General features: G+C 40.6%; 21 protein-coding genes. 13 read left to right on the top strand and 8 right to left on the bottom strand.

Features of this window, described 5'->3' with window-relative positions; all coding sequences use genetic code 11:
* The first annotated feature begins 9 nt into the window (after nucleotides 1-9).
* The 4 genes from NSTCB13_RS33725 (at nucleotide 10) to NSTCB13_RS33740 (ending at nucleotide 3,598) form a co-directional block, all read left to right on the top strand.
* Nucleotides 10-1,719: a fumarate reductase/succinate dehydrogenase flavoprotein subunit gene (locus NSTCB13_RS33725; protein WP_448275376.1), complete on the top strand. Its 1,710-nt coding sequence runs from the start codon at nucleotides 10-12 to the stop codon at nucleotides 1,717-1,719.
* Nucleotides 1,720-1,721: 2 nt separating this feature from the next.
* Nucleotides 1,722-2,258 carry an HAD family hydrolase gene (locus tag NSTCB13_RS33730; RefSeq protein WP_448275377.1) on the top strand — a complete coding sequence of 179 codons (537 nt, stop codon included), beginning with the start codon at nucleotides 1,722-1,724 and terminating at the stop codon, nucleotides 2,256-2,258.
* A gap of 71 nt (nucleotides 2,259-2,329) precedes the next feature.
* Nucleotides 2,330-3,112, top strand: coding sequence for a class I SAM-dependent methyltransferase (locus NSTCB13_RS33735; RefSeq protein ID WP_448275379.1), 783 nt, complete (start codon nucleotides 2,330-2,332; stop codon nucleotides 3,110-3,112).
* A gap of 24 nt (nucleotides 3,113-3,136) precedes the next feature.
* Nucleotides 3,137-3,598, top strand: a complete 462-nt coding sequence (locus NSTCB13_RS33740) for a GNAT family N-acetyltransferase (protein ID WP_448275381.1) — start codon at nucleotides 3,137-3,139, stop codon at nucleotides 3,596-3,598.
* A 246-nt stretch (nucleotides 3,599-3,844) separates the two neighbouring features.
* Here the strand turns inward: NSTCB13_RS33740 and NSTCB13_RS33745 are convergent, their stop codons facing one another.
* Nucleotides 3,845-4,387 carry an REP-associated tyrosine transposase gene (locus tag NSTCB13_RS33745; RefSeq protein ID WP_448275878.1) on the bottom strand — a complete coding sequence of 181 codons (543 nt, stop codon included), beginning with the start codon at nucleotides 4,385-4,387 and terminating at the stop codon, nucleotides 3,845-3,847.
* Between the two features lie 100 nt (nucleotides 4,388-4,487).
* On the opposite strand from NSTCB13_RS33745, the gene NSTCB13_RS33750 reads away from it, so the two are divergent.
* The 4 genes from NSTCB13_RS33750 (at nucleotide 4,488) to NSTCB13_RS33765 (ending at nucleotide 7,645) form a co-directional block, all read left to right on the top strand.
* Nucleotides 4,488-4,715 (top strand): 4Fe-4S dicluster domain-containing protein, encoded by a 228-nt coding sequence (locus NSTCB13_RS33750; RefSeq protein ID WP_012408944.1) that lies wholly within the window; start codon nucleotides 4,488-4,490, stop codon nucleotides 4,713-4,715.
* Between the two features lie 29 nt (nucleotides 4,716-4,744).
* A complete protein-coding gene (locus tag NSTCB13_RS33755) occupies nucleotides 4,745-5,707 on the top strand; it encodes a HEAT repeat domain-containing protein (protein ID WP_448275382.1) in 963 nt (320 codons plus the stop codon).
* 19 nt (nucleotides 5,708-5,726) lie between these two features.
* The gene (locus tag NSTCB13_RS33760; protein ID WP_448275385.1) at nucleotides 5,727-6,494 is read left to right on the top strand and encodes a DUF4058 family protein; all 768 of its coding nucleotides are present in this window, start codon (nucleotides 5,727-5,729) and stop codon (nucleotides 6,492-6,494) included.
* Between the two features lie 65 nt (nucleotides 6,495-6,559).
* On the top strand, nucleotides 6,560-7,645 hold the full coding sequence (locus NSTCB13_RS33765; protein ID WP_448275386.1) for an Mrp/NBP35 family ATP-binding protein: 1,086 nt from the start codon (nucleotides 6,560-6,562) through the stop codon (nucleotides 7,643-7,645).
* Here NSTCB13_RS33765 and NSTCB13_RS33770 read toward each other — a convergent pair.
* Entirely contained in the window at nucleotides 7,620-8,201 is a 582-nt protein-coding gene (locus NSTCB13_RS33770) for a beta-class carbonic anhydrase (RefSeq protein WP_448266885.1), read from the bottom strand. The two genes, NSTCB13_RS33765 and NSTCB13_RS33770, sit on opposite strands and share 26 nt — an antisense overlap.
* 64 nt (nucleotides 8,202-8,265) lie before the next feature.
* Between NSTCB13_RS33770 and NSTCB13_RS33775 the strand changes: the two genes are divergently transcribed.
* Nucleotides 8,266-8,421: a hypothetical protein gene (locus tag NSTCB13_RS33775; RefSeq protein ID WP_448275388.1), complete on the top strand. Its 156-nt coding sequence runs from the start codon at nucleotides 8,266-8,268 to the stop codon at nucleotides 8,419-8,421.
* A 191-nt stretch (nucleotides 8,422-8,612) separates the two neighbouring features.
* Here the strand turns inward: NSTCB13_RS33775 and NSTCB13_RS33780 are convergent, their stop codons facing one another.
* From NSTCB13_RS33780 to NSTCB13_RS33790, 3 genes are all read right to left on the bottom strand, one after another.
* The gene (locus NSTCB13_RS33780; protein ID WP_448275390.1) at nucleotides 8,613-9,431 is read right to left on the bottom strand and encodes a CmcJ/NvfI family oxidoreductase; all 819 of its coding nucleotides are present in this window, start codon (nucleotides 9,429-9,431) and stop codon (nucleotides 8,613-8,615) included.
* An 84-nt stretch (nucleotides 9,432-9,515) separates the two neighbouring features.
* Nucleotides 9,516-10,187 (bottom strand): glutathione S-transferase family protein, encoded by a 672-nt coding sequence (locus NSTCB13_RS33785; protein ID WP_448275392.1) that lies wholly within the window; start codon nucleotides 10,185-10,187, stop codon nucleotides 9,516-9,518.
* 392 nt (nucleotides 10,188-10,579) lie between these two features.
* Nucleotides 10,580-10,720 (bottom strand): hypothetical protein, encoded by a 141-nt coding sequence (locus NSTCB13_RS33790; RefSeq protein ID WP_448275393.1) that lies wholly within the window; start codon nucleotides 10,718-10,720, stop codon nucleotides 10,580-10,582.
* 588 nt (nucleotides 10,721-11,308) lie between these two features.
* Here NSTCB13_RS33790 and NSTCB13_RS33795 point away from each other — a divergent pair.
* The 3 genes from NSTCB13_RS33795 (at nucleotide 11,309) to NSTCB13_RS33805 (ending at nucleotide 16,497) form a co-directional block, all read left to right on the top strand.
* Nucleotides 11,309-12,625: an MFS transporter gene (locus tag NSTCB13_RS33795; RefSeq protein WP_448275394.1), complete on the top strand. Its 1,317-nt coding sequence runs from the start codon at nucleotides 11,309-11,311 to the stop codon at nucleotides 12,623-12,625.
* An 832-nt stretch (nucleotides 12,626-13,457) separates the two neighbouring features.
* On the top strand, nucleotides 13,458-15,314 hold the full coding sequence (locus tag NSTCB13_RS33800) for a vanadium-dependent haloperoxidase (RefSeq protein ID WP_448275396.1): 1,857 nt from the start codon (nucleotides 13,458-13,460) through the stop codon (nucleotides 15,312-15,314).
* Between the two features lie 85 nt (nucleotides 15,315-15,399).
* Nucleotides 15,400-16,497: a c-type cytochrome gene (locus NSTCB13_RS33805; RefSeq protein ID WP_448275397.1), complete on the top strand. Its 1,098-nt coding sequence runs from the start codon at nucleotides 15,400-15,402 to the stop codon at nucleotides 16,495-16,497.
* 244 nt (nucleotides 16,498-16,741) lie between these two features.
* Here NSTCB13_RS33805 and NSTCB13_RS33810 read toward each other — a convergent pair whose 3' ends face one another.
* The gene (locus NSTCB13_RS33810) at nucleotides 16,742-18,061 is read right to left on the bottom strand and encodes a hypothetical protein (protein ID WP_448275399.1); all 1,320 of its coding nucleotides are present in this window, start codon (nucleotides 18,059-18,061) and stop codon (nucleotides 16,742-16,744) included.
* Nucleotides 18,062-18,071: 10 nt separating this feature from the next.
* Nucleotides 18,072-18,542, bottom strand: a complete 471-nt coding sequence (locus NSTCB13_RS33815) for a hypothetical protein (RefSeq protein ID WP_448275401.1) — start codon at nucleotides 18,540-18,542, stop codon at nucleotides 18,072-18,074.
* Nucleotides 18,543-18,812: 270 nt separating this feature from the next.
* On the opposite strand from NSTCB13_RS33815, the gene NSTCB13_RS33820 reads away from it, so the two are divergent.
* Nucleotides 18,813-23,378, top strand: coding sequence for an nSTAND1 domain-containing NTPase (locus NSTCB13_RS33820; RefSeq protein WP_448275402.1), 4,566 nt, complete (start codon nucleotides 18,813-18,815; stop codon nucleotides 23,376-23,378).
* Between the two features lie 155 nt (nucleotides 23,379-23,533).
* On the opposite strand, the gene NSTCB13_RS33825 is transcribed toward NSTCB13_RS33820, so the two are convergent.
* Nucleotides 23,534-23,659, bottom strand: coding sequence for a hypothetical protein (locus NSTCB13_RS33825; RefSeq protein WP_448275404.1), 126 nt, complete (start codon nucleotides 23,657-23,659; stop codon nucleotides 23,534-23,536).
* Nucleotides 23,660-23,797 lie beyond the last annotated feature (138 nt).

Genomic DNA, 23,797 nt, shown 5'->3' on the forward strand with positions numbered 1-23,797 from the left:
CAAAAGCTTATGGACATCAACACCCAACAGATAAAAACTGATGTACTTGTCATTGGTGGCGGTACAGCCGGGACAATGGCTGGAATTAAAGCCAAACAAGCCAATCCCAATGCAGAGGTGCTGATTTTAGAAAAGGCTAACATCCGACGGAGTGGTGCGATCGCAATGGGTATGGATGGAGTTAATACCGCAGTCATTCCCGGCCATTCCACCCCAGAACAATACGTGCGCGAAATCACCCTTGCTAACGATGGCATTGTCAACCAAAAAGCCGTATATCAAACAGGCAAATTAGGTTACGAAGTCATCCAAGAATTAGAAAGTTGGGGTGTGAAATTTCAAAAAGATGCCCAAGGCAACTATGACTTAAAACAAGTGCATCGTGTGGGTAAATATGTCTTACCCATGCCAGAAGGAAAAGACCTCAAAACGATTCTTACCCGACAAGTTAAACGCCACAAAGTCAAAGTCACAAATCGCGTCATGGCAACCCGCGTCTTAGTCAAAGCAGGACGTGCGATTGGTGCAGTAGGATTTGATGTCAGAAGCGGAGATTATATTGTCATTCAAGCTAAAGCAGTCATCCTGTGTACAGGTGCTTGTGGCAGATTAGGATTACCTGCTTCCGGCTATCTCTACGGCACTTATGAAAATCCTACCAATGCCGGCGATGGCTATTCAATGGCTTATCATGCAGGTGCAGAACTTAGTAATATTGAATGCTTTCAAGTTAATCCTTTAATCAAAGATTACAACGGCCCCGCCTGTGCTTATGTCGCCGGGCCTTTTGGCGCACATACAGCTAACGCCGAAGGAAATCGCTTCATTAGCTGTGACTATTGGAGTGGTCAAATGATGTTGGAAATCTGGAAAGAATTAAATTCTGGAAAAGGACCAGTCCAATTGAAAATGACCCATCTCGATGAAGATACAATCGCGGAAATTGAATCTATACTTTGGGCGAATGAACGACCAAGTAGAGAACGTTTTCATCAAGGTAGAAATGAAGATTATCGCACTCACGGCGTAGAGATGCACATTTCTGAAATAGGCTTATGTAGCGGTCATAGTGCTTCTGGTGTGTGGGTGAATGAAAATGCTCAAACAACCATTCCAGGTTTATATGCAGCTGGAGATATGGCCAGCGTTCCCCATAATTACATGATTGGAGCATTTGTTTTTGGTCGCATAGCCGGAACTCATGCCATTGAATATATCGAAGATTTAAATTTTATCGAACCAGACACAGAGTTTTTAGAAACTGAAAAAGCTAGAATTTATGCACCTTTAACTCGTCCGAATGGTGTACCTCACACCCAGGTAGAATATAAATTAAGACGCTTAGTTAATGATTATCTGCAACCACCAAAATCAGGTAATAAAATTGAGATTGGTTTAAAACATTTTGTGCAATATCAAGAAACATTAGATTTAATGGGCGCTCGCGATCCTCATGAATTGATGCGTAGTCTAGAAGTTCACTTTATTCGCGATTGTGCAGAAATGGCAGCCAGAGCATCATTATATCGTCAAGAGACTCGTTGGGGTCTTTATCATTACCGCTTAGATTATCCAGATAAAAATGATGATGAATGGTTTTGTCATGTCAACTTAAAGAAAGATGAATTAGGACAAATGATATTGTTTAAGCGTCCTATTGATCCTTACATTGTGGATATCAATTTATATCATGAAATTTATGATATAGCAGTGAAATAAATATGAAATATTTATTTTGGGATTTCGATCATACACTAGGTTATCGTCAAGGAATGTGGAGTGAAACATTACATTCAATATTAAAAGATATACAAACAGATCAAATCAGCAATCTTAGCCAAAGTTTTTGGCAAATTTTTAATCATTCAAGCGTCTTGGAACCTGATGTAAATGAAGTGCTAACTGTTGTCGCACGTAGTTATCGTTTAGCTGTCATCAGCAACGGGTTTGTATCAGCGCAATTACCGAGAATGCAAGCTGCTGGAATTGAGCATTTTTTTGAAGCAGTTGTAGTTTCTGAAGCAATTGGTTTTGCTAAACCATCTCCTGAGATATTCCATCATGCTTTATCTAAGTTAAATTTAACATCAGCAGAAGTTCTTTACGTTGGAGATTCTCTAAAGCACGACTATGCGGGAGCAACACAAGTCAAAATGGATTTTTGCTATTACAACAGAAAAAATCAAAATTTACCACAAGAAGCAAAACCTAAGTTTATGATAAGTGAACTATTAAATTTGCTGGAATTGTTTAACTAAATTTTTTTATTTATTCATCTAAAGCTAGATTTAAATGGTTTATTGTAAATTAGTTTGAATAATTTTATAATATGTCTATATATAATTCAATTGGTCAACAATACTCAAAAACTCGCATTCCTGATATCCGTATTGTCAATAAATTAATTGATTTACTCAATTTACCCAAAGGTAGCATTATTGCTGATATCGGCGCTGGTAGTGGTGGTTACAGTCTAGCGCTAGCTAATAAAGGATTTATTGTTAATGCTGTTGAACCTTCTGTAGTTATGCAAAAACAAGCAGTAGAACATCAGCAAATTAAGTGGTTTACTGGCTATGCGGAAAATTTACCTCTACTAAATAACTCTGTTGATGCTGTTGTAAGTATCTTGGCAATTCATCACTTTTCTCATCTCGAAAAAGCTTTTCAGGAAATGCACAGAATAATTAGAGATGGGGCAATAATTTTGTTAACTTTTGATATTAGATTAGCTCAAAAAATATGGCTTTATGATTATTTTCCGTTTTTGTGGGAAGATGCGTTACGATTTTTACCACTTAAGGAACAGGTGAATTTAATTCAGAGTAATACTAAAAGGCGTGTTGAAGCTATACCCCTTTTGTTACCATACGATTTATCTGATTTATTTGCAGCAGCAGGCTGGAGACGACCAGAGTTATATCTTAAACCAGAAGTACGTGCAGGGATATCATCTTTTGCTTTAGCTAATCAAGATTTAGCAGAGCAAGGAGTAAAGTTACTTGCAGCAGATTTGAGTAGTGGAGAATGGAGCAAAAAATATGGTGATATTCACAATTTGACAGAGATTGATATAGGCTATCGTTTTATCCGTGCAACGCTGGATAACTAAATAATTGTAATTTTAAATTAAATTATGACAAATAAAGTTAGTGTAGGTGAGAAAATTAAAATTAGACAAGCTGAAATTAAAGATGTAGTGAGAATTACTAGTCTTTGCGAACAACTGGAATATTCTGTGACTAATCAACAAATAGAGCAACGCCTTATTAAAATTCAAAATAATGATACTCATATTGTATATGTTGCCACTTTAGAAGATAAATATGTAATTGGTTGGGCGCACGCTCATATTTGTGAATCAATAGTTATTCCGACTCCAGCGATTATTTTGGGATTAGTTGTAGATAAAGATTATCGTCATAGTGGAATTGGACGTTTTTTAATGCAGCAAATTGAACAGTGGGCTTCTCTGGCTGGATGTGATAGTGTTCTGTTACGTTCTAATACTAAACGCAAAGAAGCTCACTTGTTTTATGAGAAAATTGGTTATACCAACATCAAGCAATCATTAACTTTTTATAAAAAATTGTTTTAGTGCGATCGCTATCTCCCGTAGGTTGGGTGGAACGTAGTGGAACCCAACACATGACATCGGGAAAACAGAAAACATTCACACTATAATAATCTCTCGATTTATTGTAAAAATTAATGCTAAACCTATTTTATATATTTAGTTATGCACTAAGATTAATATCCTTTGATGTTGGGTTACGGCGCAATACAAATTTTTAATTGTGCCGCCAAGATACTAACTTGCGCCTCCACCCAACCTACAAATAGATTATTCATTTCCTACATCTTCAGTAAATTCTATATCTATTCCTGAACCCCAATTTATATCGTAAACTCCTTTGTTTACATACAAAATAAAACTTGAATAATTCCAATCTTTAGGTGCTTTAACATATCCATGCTTAACAGGGTTATAATGAATATAATCAACATGATGAATAAAATCAATTTCATCTTGAATTTGATGTTCCCAAAATCTGCGTTGCCAAACAGCTTTTTCACCTTTATTTTGACGTGATACAGAGATTTTTCCTTGATATTGAATATCACAACGATGGGTAAAATAATTTTTTATTAATCGCCAACGAGCCGAAAAATCACTATCACCTGGGGGCAACGTCCAAATACAGTGTATGTGGTTTGGTAATATGACAATGGCATCTACAGTAAATGGAGATTTACTCATTACTTCTCTGAATGCTTGTCTTAACAGCAGAATATTCTCTGTATTACAAAGAAATTTCCGGCGGTTATGAGTAACAACAGTAAAGAAAAATGTACCTCCTTCTATCTTGGCTCTGCGATATTCCATAATACCTATAAACAATCTATAATTGTGAGATAATTCATGCAAGCTTACCCCATTTATTTTACCGTTTAGCAGTTTCAGTACAAAATAATGGAGTTATTTTATGGCTTTAATCAATCAAAGAATAGATGTTCCTGTGATCGTTGATGAATCAAAATGTTTAGAAAAATGCACAGCCTGTATTGAAGTTTGTCCGTTGGATGTATTGGCGAAAAATCCAGAAACAGGCAAAGCCTACATGAAATATGATGAATGTTGGTTTTGTCTGCCTTGTGAGAAAGAATGTCCAACTAATGCAATTACTGTACAGATTCCCTTTTTATTACGCTAAATATTCTTTTATCTCTGTGGTAAAAATTAATGAACGATGAACTCAAGCATTGGTTGGAAATGTTGCGATCGCCTGACGTAAACGATCGTATAGTAGCTGTCAAAACCTTGCAACATCTCGGCGATGACGAAACAATCGATGCTTTAATTGTCGCTTTAAAAGACGAACATATTACTGTTCAAAAAATAGCAATATCTGCCCTTTGGGAAATTGCCAATCCTGTTGCCATCCCGGCTTTAATTGAATGCCTCGGTTCAGCAGATATAGATATTCGCACTGAAGCGGCATCAGCATTAAATGAGTTAGTTACACAAGATGACTTGTTACTTTTACTAGAGAAGCTCCAAAATAATGATGTAAATATTCAATTAAATATTTTGGTGCTTTTACGGAAGATACATGATATTCAATCTTTGCCCGACATTTTACCATTTTTGGAATCAAAAAATCCTGAGTTAAGAGAAGCAGCCGTTACGACACTGCGATATATCAATCAACTAGAAAAATGTCCGCAAGCTTTAAATTTAATCTTTGATGAGGAAGCAAGTGTACGTCGTGCTGCTGCTTTAACTTTAGAACATTTACAAGATGCAGAAGCGATCGCAATACTTTGTCAAGCACTTACAAATGATAGTGACTGGCAAGTTCGCCGGAATGCAGCTAAATCTCTGGCTATTCATGCAAATAATCAAGCAATTTCAGCATTAGAAATAGCTTTAAATGATGAACATTGGCAAGTGCGGAAATCAGCAGCACAAGCTTTGCAAAAAATTCCAGATATTCAAGTTATGCCGAGATTAATTCAAGCATTAACAGATGAATATGCAGATGTAAGAAAAGAAGCTGCGATCGCACTTGGAAATTTAGCTCATCCCGACGTTATTAACCCCCTGCAACAAGCTTTAGATGACCCTGACAAAGAGGTGTCTATCCAAGCGCAACGTGCAATTCAAAAGATTCAAACAGATAGAATAGTCTCAAGGGAGCAGTAAATAACTAAGGGAAAGTGTAATGGACAATCCATTTCCTGGAATGAACCCGTATTTGGAACAGCCTGAACTTTGGCATCAAGTTCACAATCGTTTGATTGTAGCGATCGCTGATGATCTAACTCCTCAAATCGCCCCTAAATACCGAGTTTCCATTGAAGAGCGAGTTTACACTAGTGTAGATGATATCTTACTCGTAGGAATTGCTGATGTAGCAGTTGCTAAACGTAACACTACAGATAACAGTACAACTTTGACTGCTGCGAAACTTGCTGAACCCAGTAAAGTGAAAGTTCCTGTACCCGAACAGATAACTGAGCGATTTTTAGAGGTGCGAACCACTCCAACCAAAGAAGTAGTTGCTGTGATTGAAATACTTTCTCCTAAAAATAAACGATCCAAAGAAGGTAGATCCGCCTACGAAAGCAAACGACAGAAAATTTTGGCTTCTGCAACCAACTTAGTAGAAATTGATCTCACCAGACAAGGGCAGCCAATGCCTATTTTCGGAGCATCAACCACAGATTATAGTTATAGTATCTTGGTCAGTCGCAGCTACAACAGACCTGATGCAGATTTATATACTTTCGATTTAAAAAACCCAATTCCGGTTTTTCCTGTACCTTTGCGTGAGGGAGAACTTGAACCGATAGTTGAATTACAAAGGTTATTAAATGAAGTTTACGAACGTGCTAGATTTGACTTGGCAATTGATTATTCACAACCTTTAAAGATAGTGCGATCGCCCGAAGAACAAGCTTGGGTGAGAGAAGTATTACAGAGGATCTAAATTAGAGCGATCGCTTTTACTATACTGCAACTAGCAAATTTTTGATCCCTAAGCTTCTCTTAACTATGTCTAACCACCAATCCCCCTTTCAGCATCCAGAAGATCGCGTAAAACCAGATACTAATTTATATCAGCAAGAAGTCGTCCAACTACTCAAACAAATCATCGAACCTATTTTAAAAAATGATATCGTTAGTTTGGGAATGGTGCGAAATCTCCGCATAGTTGATGATTATATTTACTTACGTTTATATATTGGTTCTCATCAGCATCAGTTACAGTCAGAAATTCAATTCTTATTATCATCTTTATCTTGGTGTAAAAAAACTTATATTCAAATTTGTACAATTCCCGGTGTTAAAACAACTCTTGCAGTGTCTAGCGGTAAAGGTGGTGTGGGCAAATCCACAACAGCCGTTAATCTCGCCGCAGCTTTAAAATTACAAGGTGCAAAAGTAGGATTATTAGATGCTGATGTTTATGGCCCCAATGTTCCCCAAATGTTGGGTTTAGGACAAGCTGATATTCAAGTGATTAATACTCCCACAGGTGATAAGTTTTTACCTTTAGAAGCTCAAGGAATAAAAATAATGTCAGTGGGTTTACTTGCAGAAGCAAATCGTCCTTTGGCATGGCGGGGGCCTGTATTGCATAAAATTATCACGCAATTTTTGCAAGATGTGGAATGGGGAGAATTAGATTATTTATTAATAGATTTACCTCCCGGTACAGGTGATGCTCAAATTACAATTATCCAAGAAAGCCCAATTTGTGGAGTCATTTTAGTGACAACTCCTCAACAAGTGGCTGTTGCAGATGTACGACGTAATATATATATGTTTCGCCAAGTGGGTGTTCCTGTCCTTGGCATCATTGAAAATATGAGTTATTTAATTTGCGGTGATTGTGGTTCACGCACACCGATTTTTGGTAGTGGTGGCGGCGAACAACTAGCCACAGAATTACAAGCGCCTCTGTTGGGACAAATTCCCATCGATCCCCGCATTTGTAGCGGCAGTGATACTGGAAATCCGATCGCGATCGGCGAATATGCTTCACCAGCAAAGGAAGTTTTTACACAAATAGCTACTTCATTAAATACTACTTTTACGTTACACAATGAGACTACACAACTTGACCAAGCTTACTAGCTTCAGGAACTTCAATCAATTGCCCTGTTTTGACATCGTAGATATAGCCATAGATCGGAATTTCATTCGGAACTAATGGATGCAAACGAATCCGTTGGACATCTGTATAGACGCTTTTGGCTTGGTCATCAATAGTTAACCAATTGATAAACTTGCCTTCACCCGATCCTGACTCAGAGCCAATATCTGACCAACCTCTTTCATCTAGCTTGGCTGTTTTGAGGCTACTAGAAAGTAAATTACTGATGATTTCATTAGTGAAGGTTTCCATGCCGCAATTAGTGTGATGAATTACAAACCATTCACGCGTACCCAGTAACTTGTAAGAAATCACTAAAGAGCGAATCGCATCATCGCTAGCACGCCCACCTGCATTACGAATTACATGGGCATCTCCTTCAGCTAGTCCAGCAAATTTAGCTGGATCGAGCCGAGCATCCATGCACGTGAGAATTGCAAACCGACGAGATGGGGGTATGGTGAGATTACCTTTATCACCGAATTTATCAGTGTAACTAAGATTAGCTGCCAGAACTTCTTCTACAATTTGGCTCATTTTGAGTTGATGTGGGCGATCGCTAGTAGGAGCGCAAGGCCTTGCGCATTCGTGTCAACTTAACGTGAAAGCCAGCCGAGAACAAGCTTTTAGATATTGTCTCGGTTGTCTCGTTCCCAGTCTCCGACTGGGGATGTTCGTCGTTGAGGCTCCGCCTCAAGACTTGCGGCAGAGCCGCAACGATTGGCATTTCCAGCCAGAGGCTGGAAACGAGGTTTGAAAAGGAGTTTGAGCTTAAGTTGACACCAATGGGCCTTGCGCCCCTACGAACGGTGTGGTTCAAATACACGAAAACTGATGTAATTAGTTTGACGCAGAGGCGCAGAGAGTACGAGTTTGAAACAAGTTTTTGCGATCTATGCGGGGTAAAAAACTAATGTTCGGAGTTCGATGCTTTCTCGTGGGGGAGCGTTAGCTGGGCTGGTGGGGGTCTTCAAAGGCTGTATGGGCGGCAAAACGGGCGTATCCGTCTTCTGCGGAGTCGAAACATTTGATAAATACTGCTTCGTCCCTGTGCATTTGCGGAAAGTAGAACCATTTATGTTGGGAGTTATACGTGACTCCGTATGTCTCACCAACCCGATCGCGGTACATAAGATCGCCAGCTACAAGGTCTGTGGGTGCGATACTTTGCGCGTCACACAGTGCCAAGGGTGACTCTTGGATTGGTTGGGCGATCGCTCGCCAAACATTGACAATCGCAAATCGTTGTTTTAATAACGTATCAATATCATCATCATCTATGCCTCGCGCTGCTAGTTCCAAACGGGCGCGAGTATAGCCTGATTTGGCGGTGAAGTCGTTGTGTACGCGCTTGGCGGGTTCTTTAATATTATTCTCACCTGGCTTGGAGTTACCAGCGTTACGCAAGGTATGATCGAATATCACTACCTTCGTTGCACCTGTCACTTCTTTTAACAATTGCTCGGCTTCTGGATAGTAGACGCGCCGTACTTCGTCTTCATCGTAAAAGTTGCGGACATTAGTATTATGTCCAGTAAAGGCGAATCCTTCTCGATCTAAGGAGATGTTCTCTGAGATGGAGCGAGCGTTGTAAATTGGCAGTTTGTGCGTCTGATAAGTTGCATTCGTGCGAGGAATCCCGGTTGGCGGTTCGTAAGTATAGTTAACAGGTTTTTCTGCCATTGGAACTAGGTAACTGAGGTTAGCCTCTACGGATGGCAGTTCTTGGGAAATCGGTCTATCTAGAACTTGGTTATTTAAGCTCATAGGTCATCCCATTTTGGATTTTGGTTAATTTTTGGTCAATACTTAACAGTTAACGGTTCACTCCCATTACCATACCTTTGTGTCCTATTTTTGAGATGCACCAACAGGAACAGGTTCACCGAGAACTTTGGCAAATCTTTGCAAATAGAAGTCCACAGGGTTTGCTACTGCTTGGATTGAGGAGCGATCGCTTAACCTGTTCCACCATGTCTGCAAACGAGGTGTTTCTGCTGGTAGTGTGAATTTGCGGAAGTGTTCTAAGAGTGGTAAACGTTCAAACCAGGGATAGAAGCTGATATCAACTAGGCTAAACCGATCTCCTAAGAAGTAATCACCTTTGCCTAATCCTTCTTGTTCAATATATAAAAGTGCTTCTGTGAACTCTTTTCGTCCTTGTTCTTGTTCGGTGCTATCTTTACCGCGCAGAAATTTGTTAAAAGCTGGGACAAGGCGAGTATTGGCGTAGTCTATCCAAATCCGAGCGATCGCTTTACCTGCGGGATCGCGGGGTAACAAAGGTGGCTCCGGGAACACTTCATCTAGATATTCATTGATAATAGCGGACTCGTAAATTTCCACATCCCCATGTTTGATAGCCGGAACTTTACCATAGCGCGAAATCTGCGTGTACCCATCTGGTTTATTTTGTAAGTCAATTTCTATCGGGGTGAAGTCAATACCTTTTTCCAGTAAGACGACGCGAGTCCGTTGAGAGAAGGTAGAGGCTTTGGCGAAGTATAGTTGGATGTTGCTCATGAAATTTTCTCCTTGTAATAATTGTGATATGTAGACTATTTGAGATTGCACAACTCAACCTAAACCAATAAAACAGAAGCTGTTCATGAGCGATCGCCCACTATGGATGAAAGAAACCATCTGTTTTCTCCGGAGCTAGATGTGTTGATTGGTGCAGTTAAATAATTGATTGGCAGGTATCTACGTCAGTTTAAATAATATACTACAGTTTATCGGTCGATTTAATGTATTTTATATAGTATACAGTCTTTATGAAAATATGCATACCTAATTATTTGTGCAACCAAATAAATAGCTAGCTGGACATAATCAGGCGTTTGTACTCTGGGATGCTTTTTGTTGGCTGTGGCGTTTATCGCTCATTCGCAATCCTTACTGGCCACATCTGGCAGCTAAACAACTTGGATACGATAAACTTGTGCTTGTTCAATGCGATCGCGCTTGGCTGCGATCGCAACTGGGTTTAATTGAGCATCAACCACTTCAAACCCTTGCTGTTTAGCGGTAGGAGTTGTGGCTATTCGACCAAACATGGTATTGTATGCATTCTAGTCATCACAGTGCTATTTTTTTACTTTAATAATAAGTATACAAACTTTCTGTTTTACTAATATTAAGCTTTGCTAATACTATTTCAATGCTGGTGATATGCAAGTCTACTAAAACTTCATCCAAAAAATTAGTAGAGACATTGTATTTCAACGTCTTTACCAATGTCCTAATCCGTGCAAATTATCTTAATCCAAGGGTAATAGGTAAAGGAAAAAACAGTATGAACAGAGTGAACGCAAAGCGCACGAAAGGCAACACAACCTAACAAGTAGAAACGTCTATTCCCCCTTAACCCTGGTTTGCCACTCTCGGAAAACAATAATTGAATTTAGATTCTGAGACTTAGGTTTAATCAAGCTTTGAGGCTTTATTTTTTAAGATAAACTAAAGTTTTTAGATCAAAAGTAGAAACTAAAACCCGATAAAATTTTGGGTTATTGCATTCTCCAAAAGTGACAAAAGAGGAGAAAAAAGGGGGCTAGTGGATCTCTTGTGCGTAAGTCCTAACAATGAACGAAGCATGAAAACCTTAAACAGGATTGGAATAATTTTAAAATAGGGAAAAACTGATGATACCAAGTAATAGAGTAAAAGTCCAAAAACATAAGCCAAAGTTTTTTTTGGAACTTCCACCTGCACTTAAATCTATAAATTTTTCTTGTTTCGTTATTGGACAAAGTTTATCTTTTTTTGGGTCTTGGATGACTCAAATTGCTTTGGTATGGCTAGTTTATCAGCTAACTAATTCGGCTGTATTAGTGGGTGTAGCTGGATTTACAAATCAAGCTATGGGCTTGATTATTACACCGTTGGTAGGAGTATTGCTAGATCGCTGGAACTTACGATATGTTCTATTAACTACTCAGCTAGTATCTATTCTGCTATCTTCTACCTTAACCTTTTTAACTCTTAGCGATAACATCAATGTTGCATGGATTATTACCATAGGCACGATTCAGGCAATTGTAAAAGCTTTCGATTTACCAGCACGCCAGGTAATTATTCCCAGACTTTTGGATAAGAAATCAGATACTTATAGTGCAATGGCTTCACATTCATTCTTGATTAATACAGCGAAGTTTGTTAGCCCAATGATTGGGGGTTTACTGATTGCCAGGTCTGGTGCAGCTTCTTGTTTTTTAGTAGATAGTATCAGCTATCTACCATTTATATCTGCAATTTTAACTATCAAAGTCAACCCAGTTATCAATAATTCCTTGGTTCAAAAACCCCAAATGTGGAAAAACCTTAAAGAAGGGTTTGTTTATGCATACGAATTTTTGCCGATTAAATATTTACTGATATTGCAAATTACTATTTGTTTTATGGGAATGACTCATGTCAATCTAGTGCCGATTTTTACTCAAGAAATACTAAATGGTAACGCTGAAACTATGGGTTTTTTGATGACAGCTTCGGCTTTTGGTTCCATAGTTTCAGGTATTTATCTCATTTCTAGAAAAAATGTTATGGGATTGGGAAAAATTATAGCAATCTCTGCCGCACTTTTAGGTTTAGGTTTAATAGTGTTTTCTCGCTCAAAAAATTTAGAGATTTGTCTAATACTCATGTTTATCATCGGCATGAATAATACTCTAACCTTGGCTTCAATCAGTAACTTTATGCAATCAATTCTTCTTGATGAAGATAAAAGAGGTAGGGTAACTAGTATATTTACAACTGGTTTTTTAGGAATACTGCCTTTTGGTAATTTATTCTTCGGAGCATTAGCAGGTTACTTTGGTGTTGATAATTCTTTATTATTTGGCGGTGTTTGTTGCATTTTAGGAGCATATTTCTTTAGTAGACAATTGCCCCAAATCAGAAAAATAGTGCATCCAATTTATGCAGAGTTGGGCTTAATTACCCAGTCCAATAAAGGCTAAATCCGTTTGTTTAGGATATTGTCTGGAAGCGATGTCTACGACGGACGGGCTACACCTACGCCTAGTTCTCTCAACTCAACCTTTCAACAACCGCCTTTGATACTCGATCGAAACTCACTGCGTTGCGTTTCATCCACAGTCTCAAGCAGAGAATATGACGCTGTGTGCCTGTTTATCTAGGGCTTACACGCTCTTGCTAAGTTTATTGTAAAAACCTCTTGATTTTTATCAGCGATTGTGAGAAAGTCTGATTTAATATCTAAAAATACGGTAAAGCGATAGGTTTAAAGTACTTTTAGTTTGACTGGAAGCAATCGGTGGTTTTAGCTGTGCTTTAATCCCGGTCGCATCCGATCGCACTGATTACAACTACAAAAGTATAACAGCCATGCAATGAAAGCATAATATCGGCATTCAGTGCTGATATGACTGTCACGAAAAATCATATCAAGTTTGGATGATTACTTTTAATAAAATCTATCAATTTAGGTTGGGTTTGACTGCCGTTAACCCAACCTAAACAAGGATCTAAATGTTGAGTTTGACTGCGAGAAGCCCTTTCTCTAGGAGATGCTATTCGCATTAGATTCTAGGTTCTTCAACCGAAGCTACAGATATTATTAAGTGTTTAACCGAACCTGATATCACTCTTATGCAAGTTACCTTCCAGTACCAGTAAAGTAACCCCAGATATCATCCCAAATCTGGTTTGATTTCCCTGTTTCTCTAGGAGTAGGCATTTTCTGTGTGGCTAGTTGTTCTAGTTTTCAGATGCTCATGTATTCACTTATGACTAAATTTTTGGATTATTTTTTCTAGTGGAGAACATCTTATGCAAGTAAATCCAAATTCTCATCAAGATTCTGAAAAAAATGCTCAGGCTCATAGTGAAATAACAAAAACTAAGCAACCTCAAACGAGCGCAGGTAGTAAAAGATTATTCCTCAGTCGCGGCAGCAGACGTTTATTTCTCGGTCGCGCTGGTTTGTTTAGTGCCGCTAGTGTTGTGGCGGGGGTTTTCAGCTCATCCCTTTCCTTGAAGAAAGGAGGAAATGTTGTCCAGGCCCAAAGACCTCCTGCAACGTTTACTCCTGCAACGTTTAACTATAGCAACTTTCGTAATAGAGCTTTTCAAGTACGTATAAGAGCAGCCAAGGTTAATTCGGAAATTCCTATTCCTCCTCATCCCACCAATGGAGATGAGGCGAAGTATGCTAATAAAATTGCGACGGATACACGAGGATTACCCCATAACAAGCTGGGCGAAGTGGATTTGAAGGCTTATCAATCTTTTATTAATGCGTTGACCTCCGACGATCCCAATGAGTATGAAAATATCATCCTGGGTGGCAAACGGAAGCTGGTACAACCGCTCGGTCCATTAGCAGTTAGCTTGAGTGGGCTGAATCCGACCCAATTGACAATTCCAGTGCCACCTACCCTCGATAGTGCAGAGCAGGCGGCTGAATTCCTCGAAATTGCTTGGCAACAACTGTTGCAGGATGTACCCTTTAGCGAGTTCCACAATAATACAACTAACCCGCTGATTCTGGCAGCAGTTCAGGATTTGAATCGGTTGTCAGCATTCAAAGGGCCTAAACAGAACGGACGAGTTACACCCGAACTTTTATTTCGAGGCACCGCAATTTACGTTAATGGCTCTGGTGGAACAACTTACTACACGTTACCAGGGGTAGATGTGGGGCCATACGTCTCCCAGTTTTTACTGCGTCCTGTGCCCGCAGGAACACAGAGTTATGTTCAGCTTAACCGTGTTCCTCTAGCTATTCCCGAAAATAGTTTTCAAACCAACTATAACGAGTGGTTGCTGGTGCAAAATGGTGGTGATTCTGGTCGAACGATTAAATTTAACTCAACCCCTCGCTACTTTATCAACGGGCGCGACCAGTCAGAGATTGCCCACACGCCACCACCCGTCTATGCAAATGCTGCTCTAATTCTACTCGCCAAGCCAGTCATTAATGACTTCCTAGCTGGTGGCGTTGGCTCACCTTACAATCCCGGTAATCCTTATAACAACTCGAAGACCCAAGCGAGTGGTTCTGCGACATTTGGCCCAGGGTATTCACAATCTCTCATCGCTTGGGTTGCTCCACATGCAATCAGAGCGGCTTATTGGCAGAAGTACTATGTTCACCGTCGTCTGCGAGCAGAGGCTTATGGTGGGTTGGTTCACAACAACAAGGTGAATAAAACAAACTATCCGATTCACCCCGATGTTTTTAACTCAGAAGTACTAGACCGCTTCTTTAGTAAAAACAAATCCTATCTGCTACCGCAAGCTTTTCCTGAAGGGGCACCATTCCACTCTTCTTATCCAGGGGGCGCTTCGGTGTCGGCAGGTGCCAGTGTCACGATTTTGAAAGCACTATTTGATGAGAGTTATGTGATTCCGAATCCGGTGGTACCCGATCCCAAAGATCCCACCAAGTTGATTCCCTATCAAGGCCCACTGCTGACCGTGGGCGGCGAATTGAACAAACTGGCGGCAAATATTGGCTTGGGTCGTGATAGTGCTGGGATTCACTGGCGCACAGATGCAGCAGCGTCGTTGGCCCTTGGCGAAGCGATCGCCATCAGCATTCTCAGAGATGAAAAGCTAACGTTCCGCGAAAAATTTGCAGGTTTTACCTTCACCAAGTTTGATGGTACAAGAATCACAGTTTAAGGCTTTGACTGTTTAGAAAATATAGAGACACGATATTTCGCGTCTCTACATTTACTTAAATCCTATTTAGTTTCAGAGTTCTACAATGTCTGATCTTCGGAGATTTTACTCTCGATGCCTGCGGTGGTCACTGAGCGCAGCCGTTCGCGGAGCGTCTCGTAGAGAAGTGCGGGCTGCGCCTATGCGATCTATGTTATTGAGCATAGCGGTAGCGATCGCTTTGCTAACGTCTTCGACGAACGCGTTCTTGATATCTACAACACAAGCACTCAATCCCAAAAATATAGTATCAGCACAAGAAGTATCGCCGGACATAGAACTAGCTAAGAAAATCGGTAAAGAAATTATTGCTGCTTGTCCCGTTGTTTCTGATGCTAAAAATTTAGCTGCTTTCAACTCATGCGCTGACAAACTCGCTAAACTAACAGCCCTCCGCAAAACCATGAATGCACCCTTCTTGTGGGGCGCTCAAAACAAAGTCGGTAATTATAATCTCAAAGATAATCAAACAACTGAATTTAATCCATTAGTTTGGCGTCGCATTTACCTAGCTACTTTTATGTTCAAAGGTGAACCAAAGGTTGAACAGGTAAACAATTTAATTATGATTCACCTTCCCATTCAGTTCCGTAATCAGCTTGATATTGGTGCTTATCCTTATCCTTTTTGGCACTCATCGAAAAAGTGGAATTCTTACCAGCAAAGTACTGAATTACTTTTGTTTCTAGAACAGAAAAAGCTCAAAGGGGCGCTGCGTTCAGCTGTGGTTGACTCACAAAGACCAGTAGTAAATCATGTATGGGATGGTAAGTGGGTTTGGAATGATGCTCATGGTCAGAAACAACCTTATGTGACACTGTATACTCGTTTGTTTTCTCCATCGAACCCACACGTCGCTAAAGTTGATGCTGCTTATCGTGCATTTGAGGTTAATTTACGTCAACACGCTTGTATTGTTTGTCATAGTCCAGACAACGCGGCTAAACAAAATCCTTTAGTAATGCTGAGTTATCCAAATCAAGCGCTCTCTTTACGACACGAAACGGTACGCCAAATTCAAGAAAAACGAATGCCACCTCCGGCTGGTATTATTAACGATCGAGAGCGACAAAAGCTAGTTGAACTCGCCCAAGCATTTGCCCAAGCAGGCGACCAAGCCCTAGCTTACGAAGGAGAAAAATAGCTTCTTTCAAGTTCATTCAAACAACTGGTAATTGAATCTGATGTGGTGCCAATACGGTTCGGTTAAAGGGTAAAGGGTAAAGGGGAAAGGGGAAAGGGGAATAAAAAACCTTTAACCGCAAACCCTTTTCCCTTTTCCCCAAACCCTATTTTGAGTTCAAAATGCTTATCCGAACCGTATTGGATGTGGTGCTGTCAGTGCTAGTTTGTCAGCTAAGAAAATCGACTGAGAATATTACATGATTTCACGATCGCACTCGTTTTCTCAGCCACCAAACTACAAAACCAACAATGATTCCCACTATTAGGCTGCCACTTAAAGGATACTTGCAAAAGAAGTCAACTTGCTTAAAAATATCTTTACAATCTTTTGCCGTCTCTTTTAGCAGAGATACAGTTGCGATCCCAGCACCCGCAACAGCTACAAGCTCTTGAAAGTTACGCTCTCGTTCTGCTTTCTCGGCTTCTATGCGACTGCGAGTAGAGTTAATTGTATCTTCTAAAAGTTGCAAGCCAAGCTGCATATTTTCGATATCTTTGGTAATTTGTGGTAAATATTTTTTGTTCGCTAGGGCGCTAAATTTTTCTAAAAAATCTAACTGATTATTTTGACCTACTTTTTCTTTAATTAAAGCCAAGCGAAGTTGATAGTTAGATAAATTAATTTCAATAATTTGTTTTTGGAAAGAAAGGTTTAGTAAGTCGATTGTATATTGCTGAAGAATATTATCAATATTATTTAAAATCTTGCGAGAATTTGTAATATTATGCTTTTCTTGCCGAGAATTACTTTGATTGGTAATTTTTCTATTTTCTTCAATCTGTTTATAATGATTGAGCAGAGATTCTTTGACTAAACGACTTTGCCAATAAGCCCACGAAATCTTACTTCGATAACAAAATAACCCCATCCAATCTTTATAAAATTCCGCAGCTTGTTCTGCGCTCTCTCGATTATTATAAATAGTAATAATCACATGACGTTCATTACTATTTAGAGGCGTTGTTACGTTTTTTAGGCTCTGATTTATATATTGCGATCGCCCTACTTCAAAAACTTTCCCGTCTAAAAAAGTACCTTTGTCTGGTTGCCAATAAGTATCATTAAATAAAGCATAATAGCAATTTTTGGCAATATCTTCATGGTTCTGAGATGAGTTTTCTGGTAGCCAACCAGAAAGCAACCAGCTTTTTCCAATTATTGCCAGTTCTTTATTTATTTTTTGTTCAATTTCATTTTTTAAGATTGCAAAAGACTTAGCTGGTTGAGTTTCAGTTTGATTATTAATAGAACAATCAATTTGTAAGCCATAAGTGTCATTTAATCTCACAGCATAATAGTATCCTTCTAAACTTTTATTGTGGGAAATAAAGTTAATTTGAGGAGGATGGGTAATCTCTAAATACTCGGTTTCAATGTCAGGATCGTAGAATTGAGTACCAGAGGGGAATTGCTCTAAAAAAGCTGCTTGATTTTTTTGTGTTTCTGCATCAGTTGTGTTTAAAGAAGTTTTTAAAGCATATAAAAACAAATCGAGTGTCGGATAGATTAAATCGCTCATCACAAGGGCAAAACTAATTGGATTGATTGGATTGAGATAAAAACTGTTTCCATTTTTCTAAAAATTTGACTTGTTTGACGGTTTCTTCTGGTTGAGAAGAACTACCAACAATGACTACAATATTATTGAGTTGGCTTTCGTAACCTATAGCTTCATCTTTGGGTTTAAATCCTCTAGTTATTGGAGACTTTTCAAGAGTATTAAGCCTACTAATTTCTGCTTCCGTCGGAAGTAATTCATGAGGAATTTCTTCGAGATTATCTAATTGAGATTTATACAATTGATAAGACTGATTTAAGTCAGGATTAGGGGTAATTATTTTTAATAAACGTTCTTTAATATAGTCTTCCCAAGCTTTGGGTTGGGTGTCTAACTGTTTGGCAACTTCTTTTAAATTTTGTTTCTCTTGTTCTCCAAGGGCGGTTTTTAAGTCTTGAAACGCTAAGAGAAAAGCGATGATAGTATTGTCAGCCTTTGTATTCATAGGTTTTTATACCAAATTCACTACGAATAGTATAAACGTAATTTCAGTGAGATAATTACACTATGTATTTCATGTTCAATTTTGATTTTCGATCTCTAAAAAGAATAATTATTAAAATTAATGTTGCTTATTATACCTTTTATTTGGGTAAATTAATCTAGTTTATTGCACTGTATTCTAGTGATTTTTCATACAAACTAAACAAATGCTGTGGGCAGATTTTGCCTACAGTTTAACCAAAAAGTTATCAGAGTCAGTCAGGTAAGAAAAATGGCATCGGAATGGGCTGCTCAAGTTATTGGAATTAATTATTACCCAGAGTACACTACTCTAAAGCCGCTAACAGCAGCAGCAGAGGATGCAGAGAAAATTGCCCAACAATTAGAACTATACGGTTATAGACCTTTTCGCGCTCAGTGTTTACCTAAAACTTTAAACCCGAAGGGAGAAAGTAAAATTGACCGCCAAGGGGCAGTAAAGGTGCAAGAATTGAGAGAAGCGATCGCTAATCTTTTCAATCCTCCCGATCCAAACCCCACGCCAGAAACAGCGTTATTCTTTTTTTCAGGACATGGGTGGTGCAAAACTGTGGCGGGTAAAGAAGAAATATTTCTAGCTACCAGTGATGTTTTACCTGATGCAGAAATCTATGGTATACCCTTAAGTTGGTTGGGCGAGCAGCTGCAAAAAAGTCAGGCTAAACGAGTCGTTGTTTGGCTAGATTGCTGCTATAGCGGTGAATTGTTAAAATTTATTCCCACAGATAAAGACTACTGTTTCATTACTGCAACCCGTTCCTACGAAACTGGTGTCGAAATTCCCCACACGCAGGGGTTGTTGACGGAGGCGTTACTTGCAGGATTGAATCCTGAAAATGACGCAGATGGGATCGTTAATAGCCACAAATTGGCAGATTTGATTATCAGCCGAATGCCGAATACAGTCCAGCGTCCGTTAATTGCCAATTCCCCACGAGCAATTCTGCTGACAACTAAGTTTTCGCAAAAAAGTTTTCAAGATAAGTGTCCTTATCGTTCTCTGTCGTATTTTAAGGAGACAAAGGAAGATGCTGAGGTTTTTTATGGGCGGAGTGCGCTAACTGGGCAGTTGATTAAACAGATAACAGATAAGCATCGCCTCATTGCTGTGTTAGGTGCTTCCGGTAGTGGGAAATCATCTCTGTTACGGGCTGGATTATTATATCAGCTTAAGTTAGGGCAAGATATTCCAGGGAGCGATCGCTGGACTTATATTACTCCCTTTACGCCGAAAGAATCTCCTGTTAACAGTTTACAGGAGGCTTTTGCAGTTTCCTTGCCTACTATGTGTTTTCAAAGTCTTAGATCCCCCCAACCCCCCTTAAAAAAGGGGGGCGAAGAGTTTCTTAAAGTCTCTCTTCAAAAGGGAGGCGAAGAATCTCTTAAAGTCTCTCTTCAAAAGCAGGGCGAAGAATCTCTCAAAGTCCCTCTTCAAAAGCAGGGCGAAGAATCTCTCAAAGTCCCCCTTCAAAAGCAGGGCGAAGAATCTCTCAAAGTCCCCCTTTTTAAGGGGGATTTAGGGGGATCTAAAAAGTTAGGCGGCAAAACAAGTAGTTTAAAAACACGCCCTAACCTTTCTCTTCCAGAGACAACAGAAAATATTGCCCATGTCATCGGCGAGGAATTAAAAGCATTAAACACACCAGTCATTTTGATTATCGACCAGTTTGAAGAATGCTTTACTATGTGCGATGACAGCCAGCGCCAAGAATTCTTTGACTGTTTGCGGGAATTAATTGATTGTACAGATAACCTCTATATTTTCATTGGGATGCGATCGGATTTTCGGGGAAGATGGCGAGAATATCCCAAATTTGCCAGCAGAATCCATAAACCTTACATCAACGTCGAACACTTAAGCCGTGAGGAAATTGAAGAAGCGATAACTAAACCGGCTGATTGGGTAGGATTAGGCATAGAGGGAAGGTTAAAACAGCAACTAATTAATGATGTTGAAGATTACCCCGGAAGTTTGCCTTTGCTGCAATATACCTTGACAGAATTATGGCGGGAGTCGAGAAATCAAGGCGATGACGTTCTCAGCCTGAAAACTTATGAGGATTTAGGCGGGGTGGAAGGAACGCTACAAAAACGCGCTGATGCAGTTTATGAGAGTCTTTCAGTAACAGAACAAACTGTGGCGCGGCGGATTTTTCTGGAATTGACGCAAATGGGAGAAACCACAGATGTCAGGCGGCGCGTGCGTTTGGGTGAGTTGGTTAATTCCCATCATTCTTTGGAACTTTTGCAACAGGTGAGCGATAAGTTAGCTGATAGAGATGCACGATTAATTACAAAGACGGATGAGCCGGATTCTCAGGATGTAATTTTAGATGTGGTTCACGAAGCTTTAATCCGCCACTGGCAAATGTTGCGGGGTTGGAAAGATGAATATAAGTTGGGAATAGGTATTGAGCGACAGATTGAAGCGGAAGCCCAAGACTGGGAGAAGAATGATAAAAAGCCAGGGTTTCTTAGGAAAGATGACAGATTGGCAGTAGCAGAGGCATATTTAACTAGATTTGGCGATTGGCAAATGCTGAATGGGATAGCCGAGGTGTATATTCAGGAGAGTCAAGAACTGCGAAATAGTCAAGTTCAAGAAAAGCTGGATGCAGCACTGCGGCAAAACCGAGTTGTTACATTGTTTAGTATGGGGTTAGCTGGAGTAGCTATCTTTGCGGGTTATCAATGGTATAATGCCCAAAACAAAGCTAAGGAAGCAGCAGAACAAAGTGCGATCGTTCTGGCTCAAACCTCTGAAACTTCCCTACTGTCCGATAGGCAACTTGAGGCTGCGGTTGCAGCTATACAGTCAGGGAGACAAGTTTTAGGTAGACCAATTAAAAATGCTAATTTGGTACTAACGGCTAATCAGCAAGCTGTAGTAGCACTCAAGCGAGCAAGTTACAATCTGCAAGAACGAAACCGCTTGGAAGGACATAGCGATGCGGTTAGGGGCGTAGCATTTAGCCCCGACGGCAAGATCATCGCTTCTGCAAGTTATGACAAGAGCGTCAAACTCTGGGATGCGGCTACAGGTAAACCGATCTCCACCCTCAAGGGGCATAGCGATAAAGTCATTAGCGTAGCATTTAGCCCCGATGGCAAGACCATCGCTTCTGCTAGTTCTGACAAGAGCGTCAAACTCTGGGATGCGGCTACAGGTAAACCGATCTCCACCCTCAAGGGGCATAGCGATAAAGTCATTAGCGTAGCATTTAGCCCTGATGGCAAGACCATCGCTTCTGCTAGTTATGACAAGAGCGTCAAACTCTGGGATGCAGCTACAGGTAAACCGATCTCCACCCTCAAGGGGCATAGCGATAAAGTCATTAGCGTAGCATTTAGCCCCGATGGCAAGACCATCGCTTCTGCTAGTTATGACAAGAGCGTCAAACTCTGGGATGCAGCTACAGGTAAACCGATCTCTACCCTCAAGGGGCATAGCGATGTGGTTAGGAGCGTAGCATTTAGCCCCGATGGCAAGACCATCGCTTCTGCTAGTTTAGACAAGAGCGTCAAACTCTGGGATGCGGCTACAGGTAAACCCATCTCTACCCTCAAGGGGCATAGCGATGCGGTCTTTAGCGTAGCATTTAGCCCCGATGGCAAGACCATCGCTTCTGCTAGTTCTGACCAGAGCGTCAAACTCTGGGATGCGGTTACAGGTAAACCCATCTCCACCCTCAAGGGGCATAGCGATGAGGTCTGGGGCGTAGCATTTAGCCCCGATGGTAAGACTATCGCTTCTGCTAGTTATGACAAGAGCGTCAAACTCTGGGATGCGGCTACAGGTAAACCCATCTCCACCCTCAAGGGGCATAGCGATGCGGTCTGGGGCGTAGCATTTAGCCCCGATGGCAAGACCATCGCTTCTGTTAGTTCTGACCAGAGCATCAAACTCTGGGATGCGGCTACAGGTAAACCGATCTCCACCCTCAAAGGGCATAGCAATGCGGTCTGGGGCGTAGCATTTAGCCCTGATGGCAAGACCATCGCTTCTGCTAGTTATGACAAAAGCGTCAAACTTTGGGATGTGGCTACAAGTAAACCCATCCTCACCCTCAAGGGGCATAGCGATGTGGTCTTTAGCGTAGCATTTAGCCCCGATGGCAAGACAATCGCTTCTGCTAGTTCTGACAAGACCGTCAAACTCTGGGATGCGTCTACGGGTAAACTCATCTCCACTCTCAAGGGGCATAGCAATGCGGTCTGGGGCGTAGCATTTAGCCCCGATGGTAAGACTATCGCTTCTGCTAGTTATGACAAGAGCGTCAAACTCTGGGATGCGGCTACAGGTAAACCCATCTCCACCCTCAAGGGGCATAATGATAAGGTCTGGGGCGTAGCATTTAGCCCCGATGGCAAGACCATCGCTTCTGCTAGTTCTGACAAGAGCGTCAAACTTTGGGATGCGGCTACAGGTAAACCCATCTCCACTCTCAATGGGCATAATGATAAGGTCTGGGGCGTAGCATTTAGCCCCGATGGCAAGACCATCGCTTCTGCTAGTTCTGACAAGAGCGTCAAACTTTGGGATGTGGCTACAAGTAAACCCATCCTCACCCTCAAGGGGCATAGCGATGCGGTCTTTAGCGTAGCATTTAGCCCTGATGGCAAGACCATCGCTTCTGCTAGTTCTGACAAGAGCGTCAAACTCTGGAAAGTGTACCCAAATAATAATCTAAATGATTTAATTGTCTACAGTTGCAATCGGCTACGTGTTTATTTACAATCAAATCCCAATGTGAGCGACAAGCACCTCTGCGATGGCATTGCTGCTAAGAGCAATTAGAATGTTCCCTTCGACTACTTCGACTACTTCGGCTACGCCCTTCTCTACGAGAGGCTGCGCTCAGGACAAGCTCAGTACAAGTCCGCTCAGGGAACGTTTTGCTCAGGCAACGTTTTGCTTAAGGAAATCAATTACTGGTACTGCGATCGCACTGATTAAAACAGGCGATCGCACTTTCGATATTTCGGAGCGATTGTACTGATTAAAACAGGCGATCGCACTTTCGGGATTTCGGGGCGATCGCTTACAATCGCATAGGTTTTGATGATGCGCGGTGACAAGATGGCGATGGGCTATGCCCCGTCGGAGACGAGCGCACGCATCTACAGAACTAGAGAATTTGAGGCATTGTTGCTATATTCCATAACAATCTTTCAAGGTAAGGGAAGAATTTTTGCTATGATATCTAAGCTCATTAA

The organism is Nostoc sp. DSM 114160 (genome assembly GCF_053470305.1).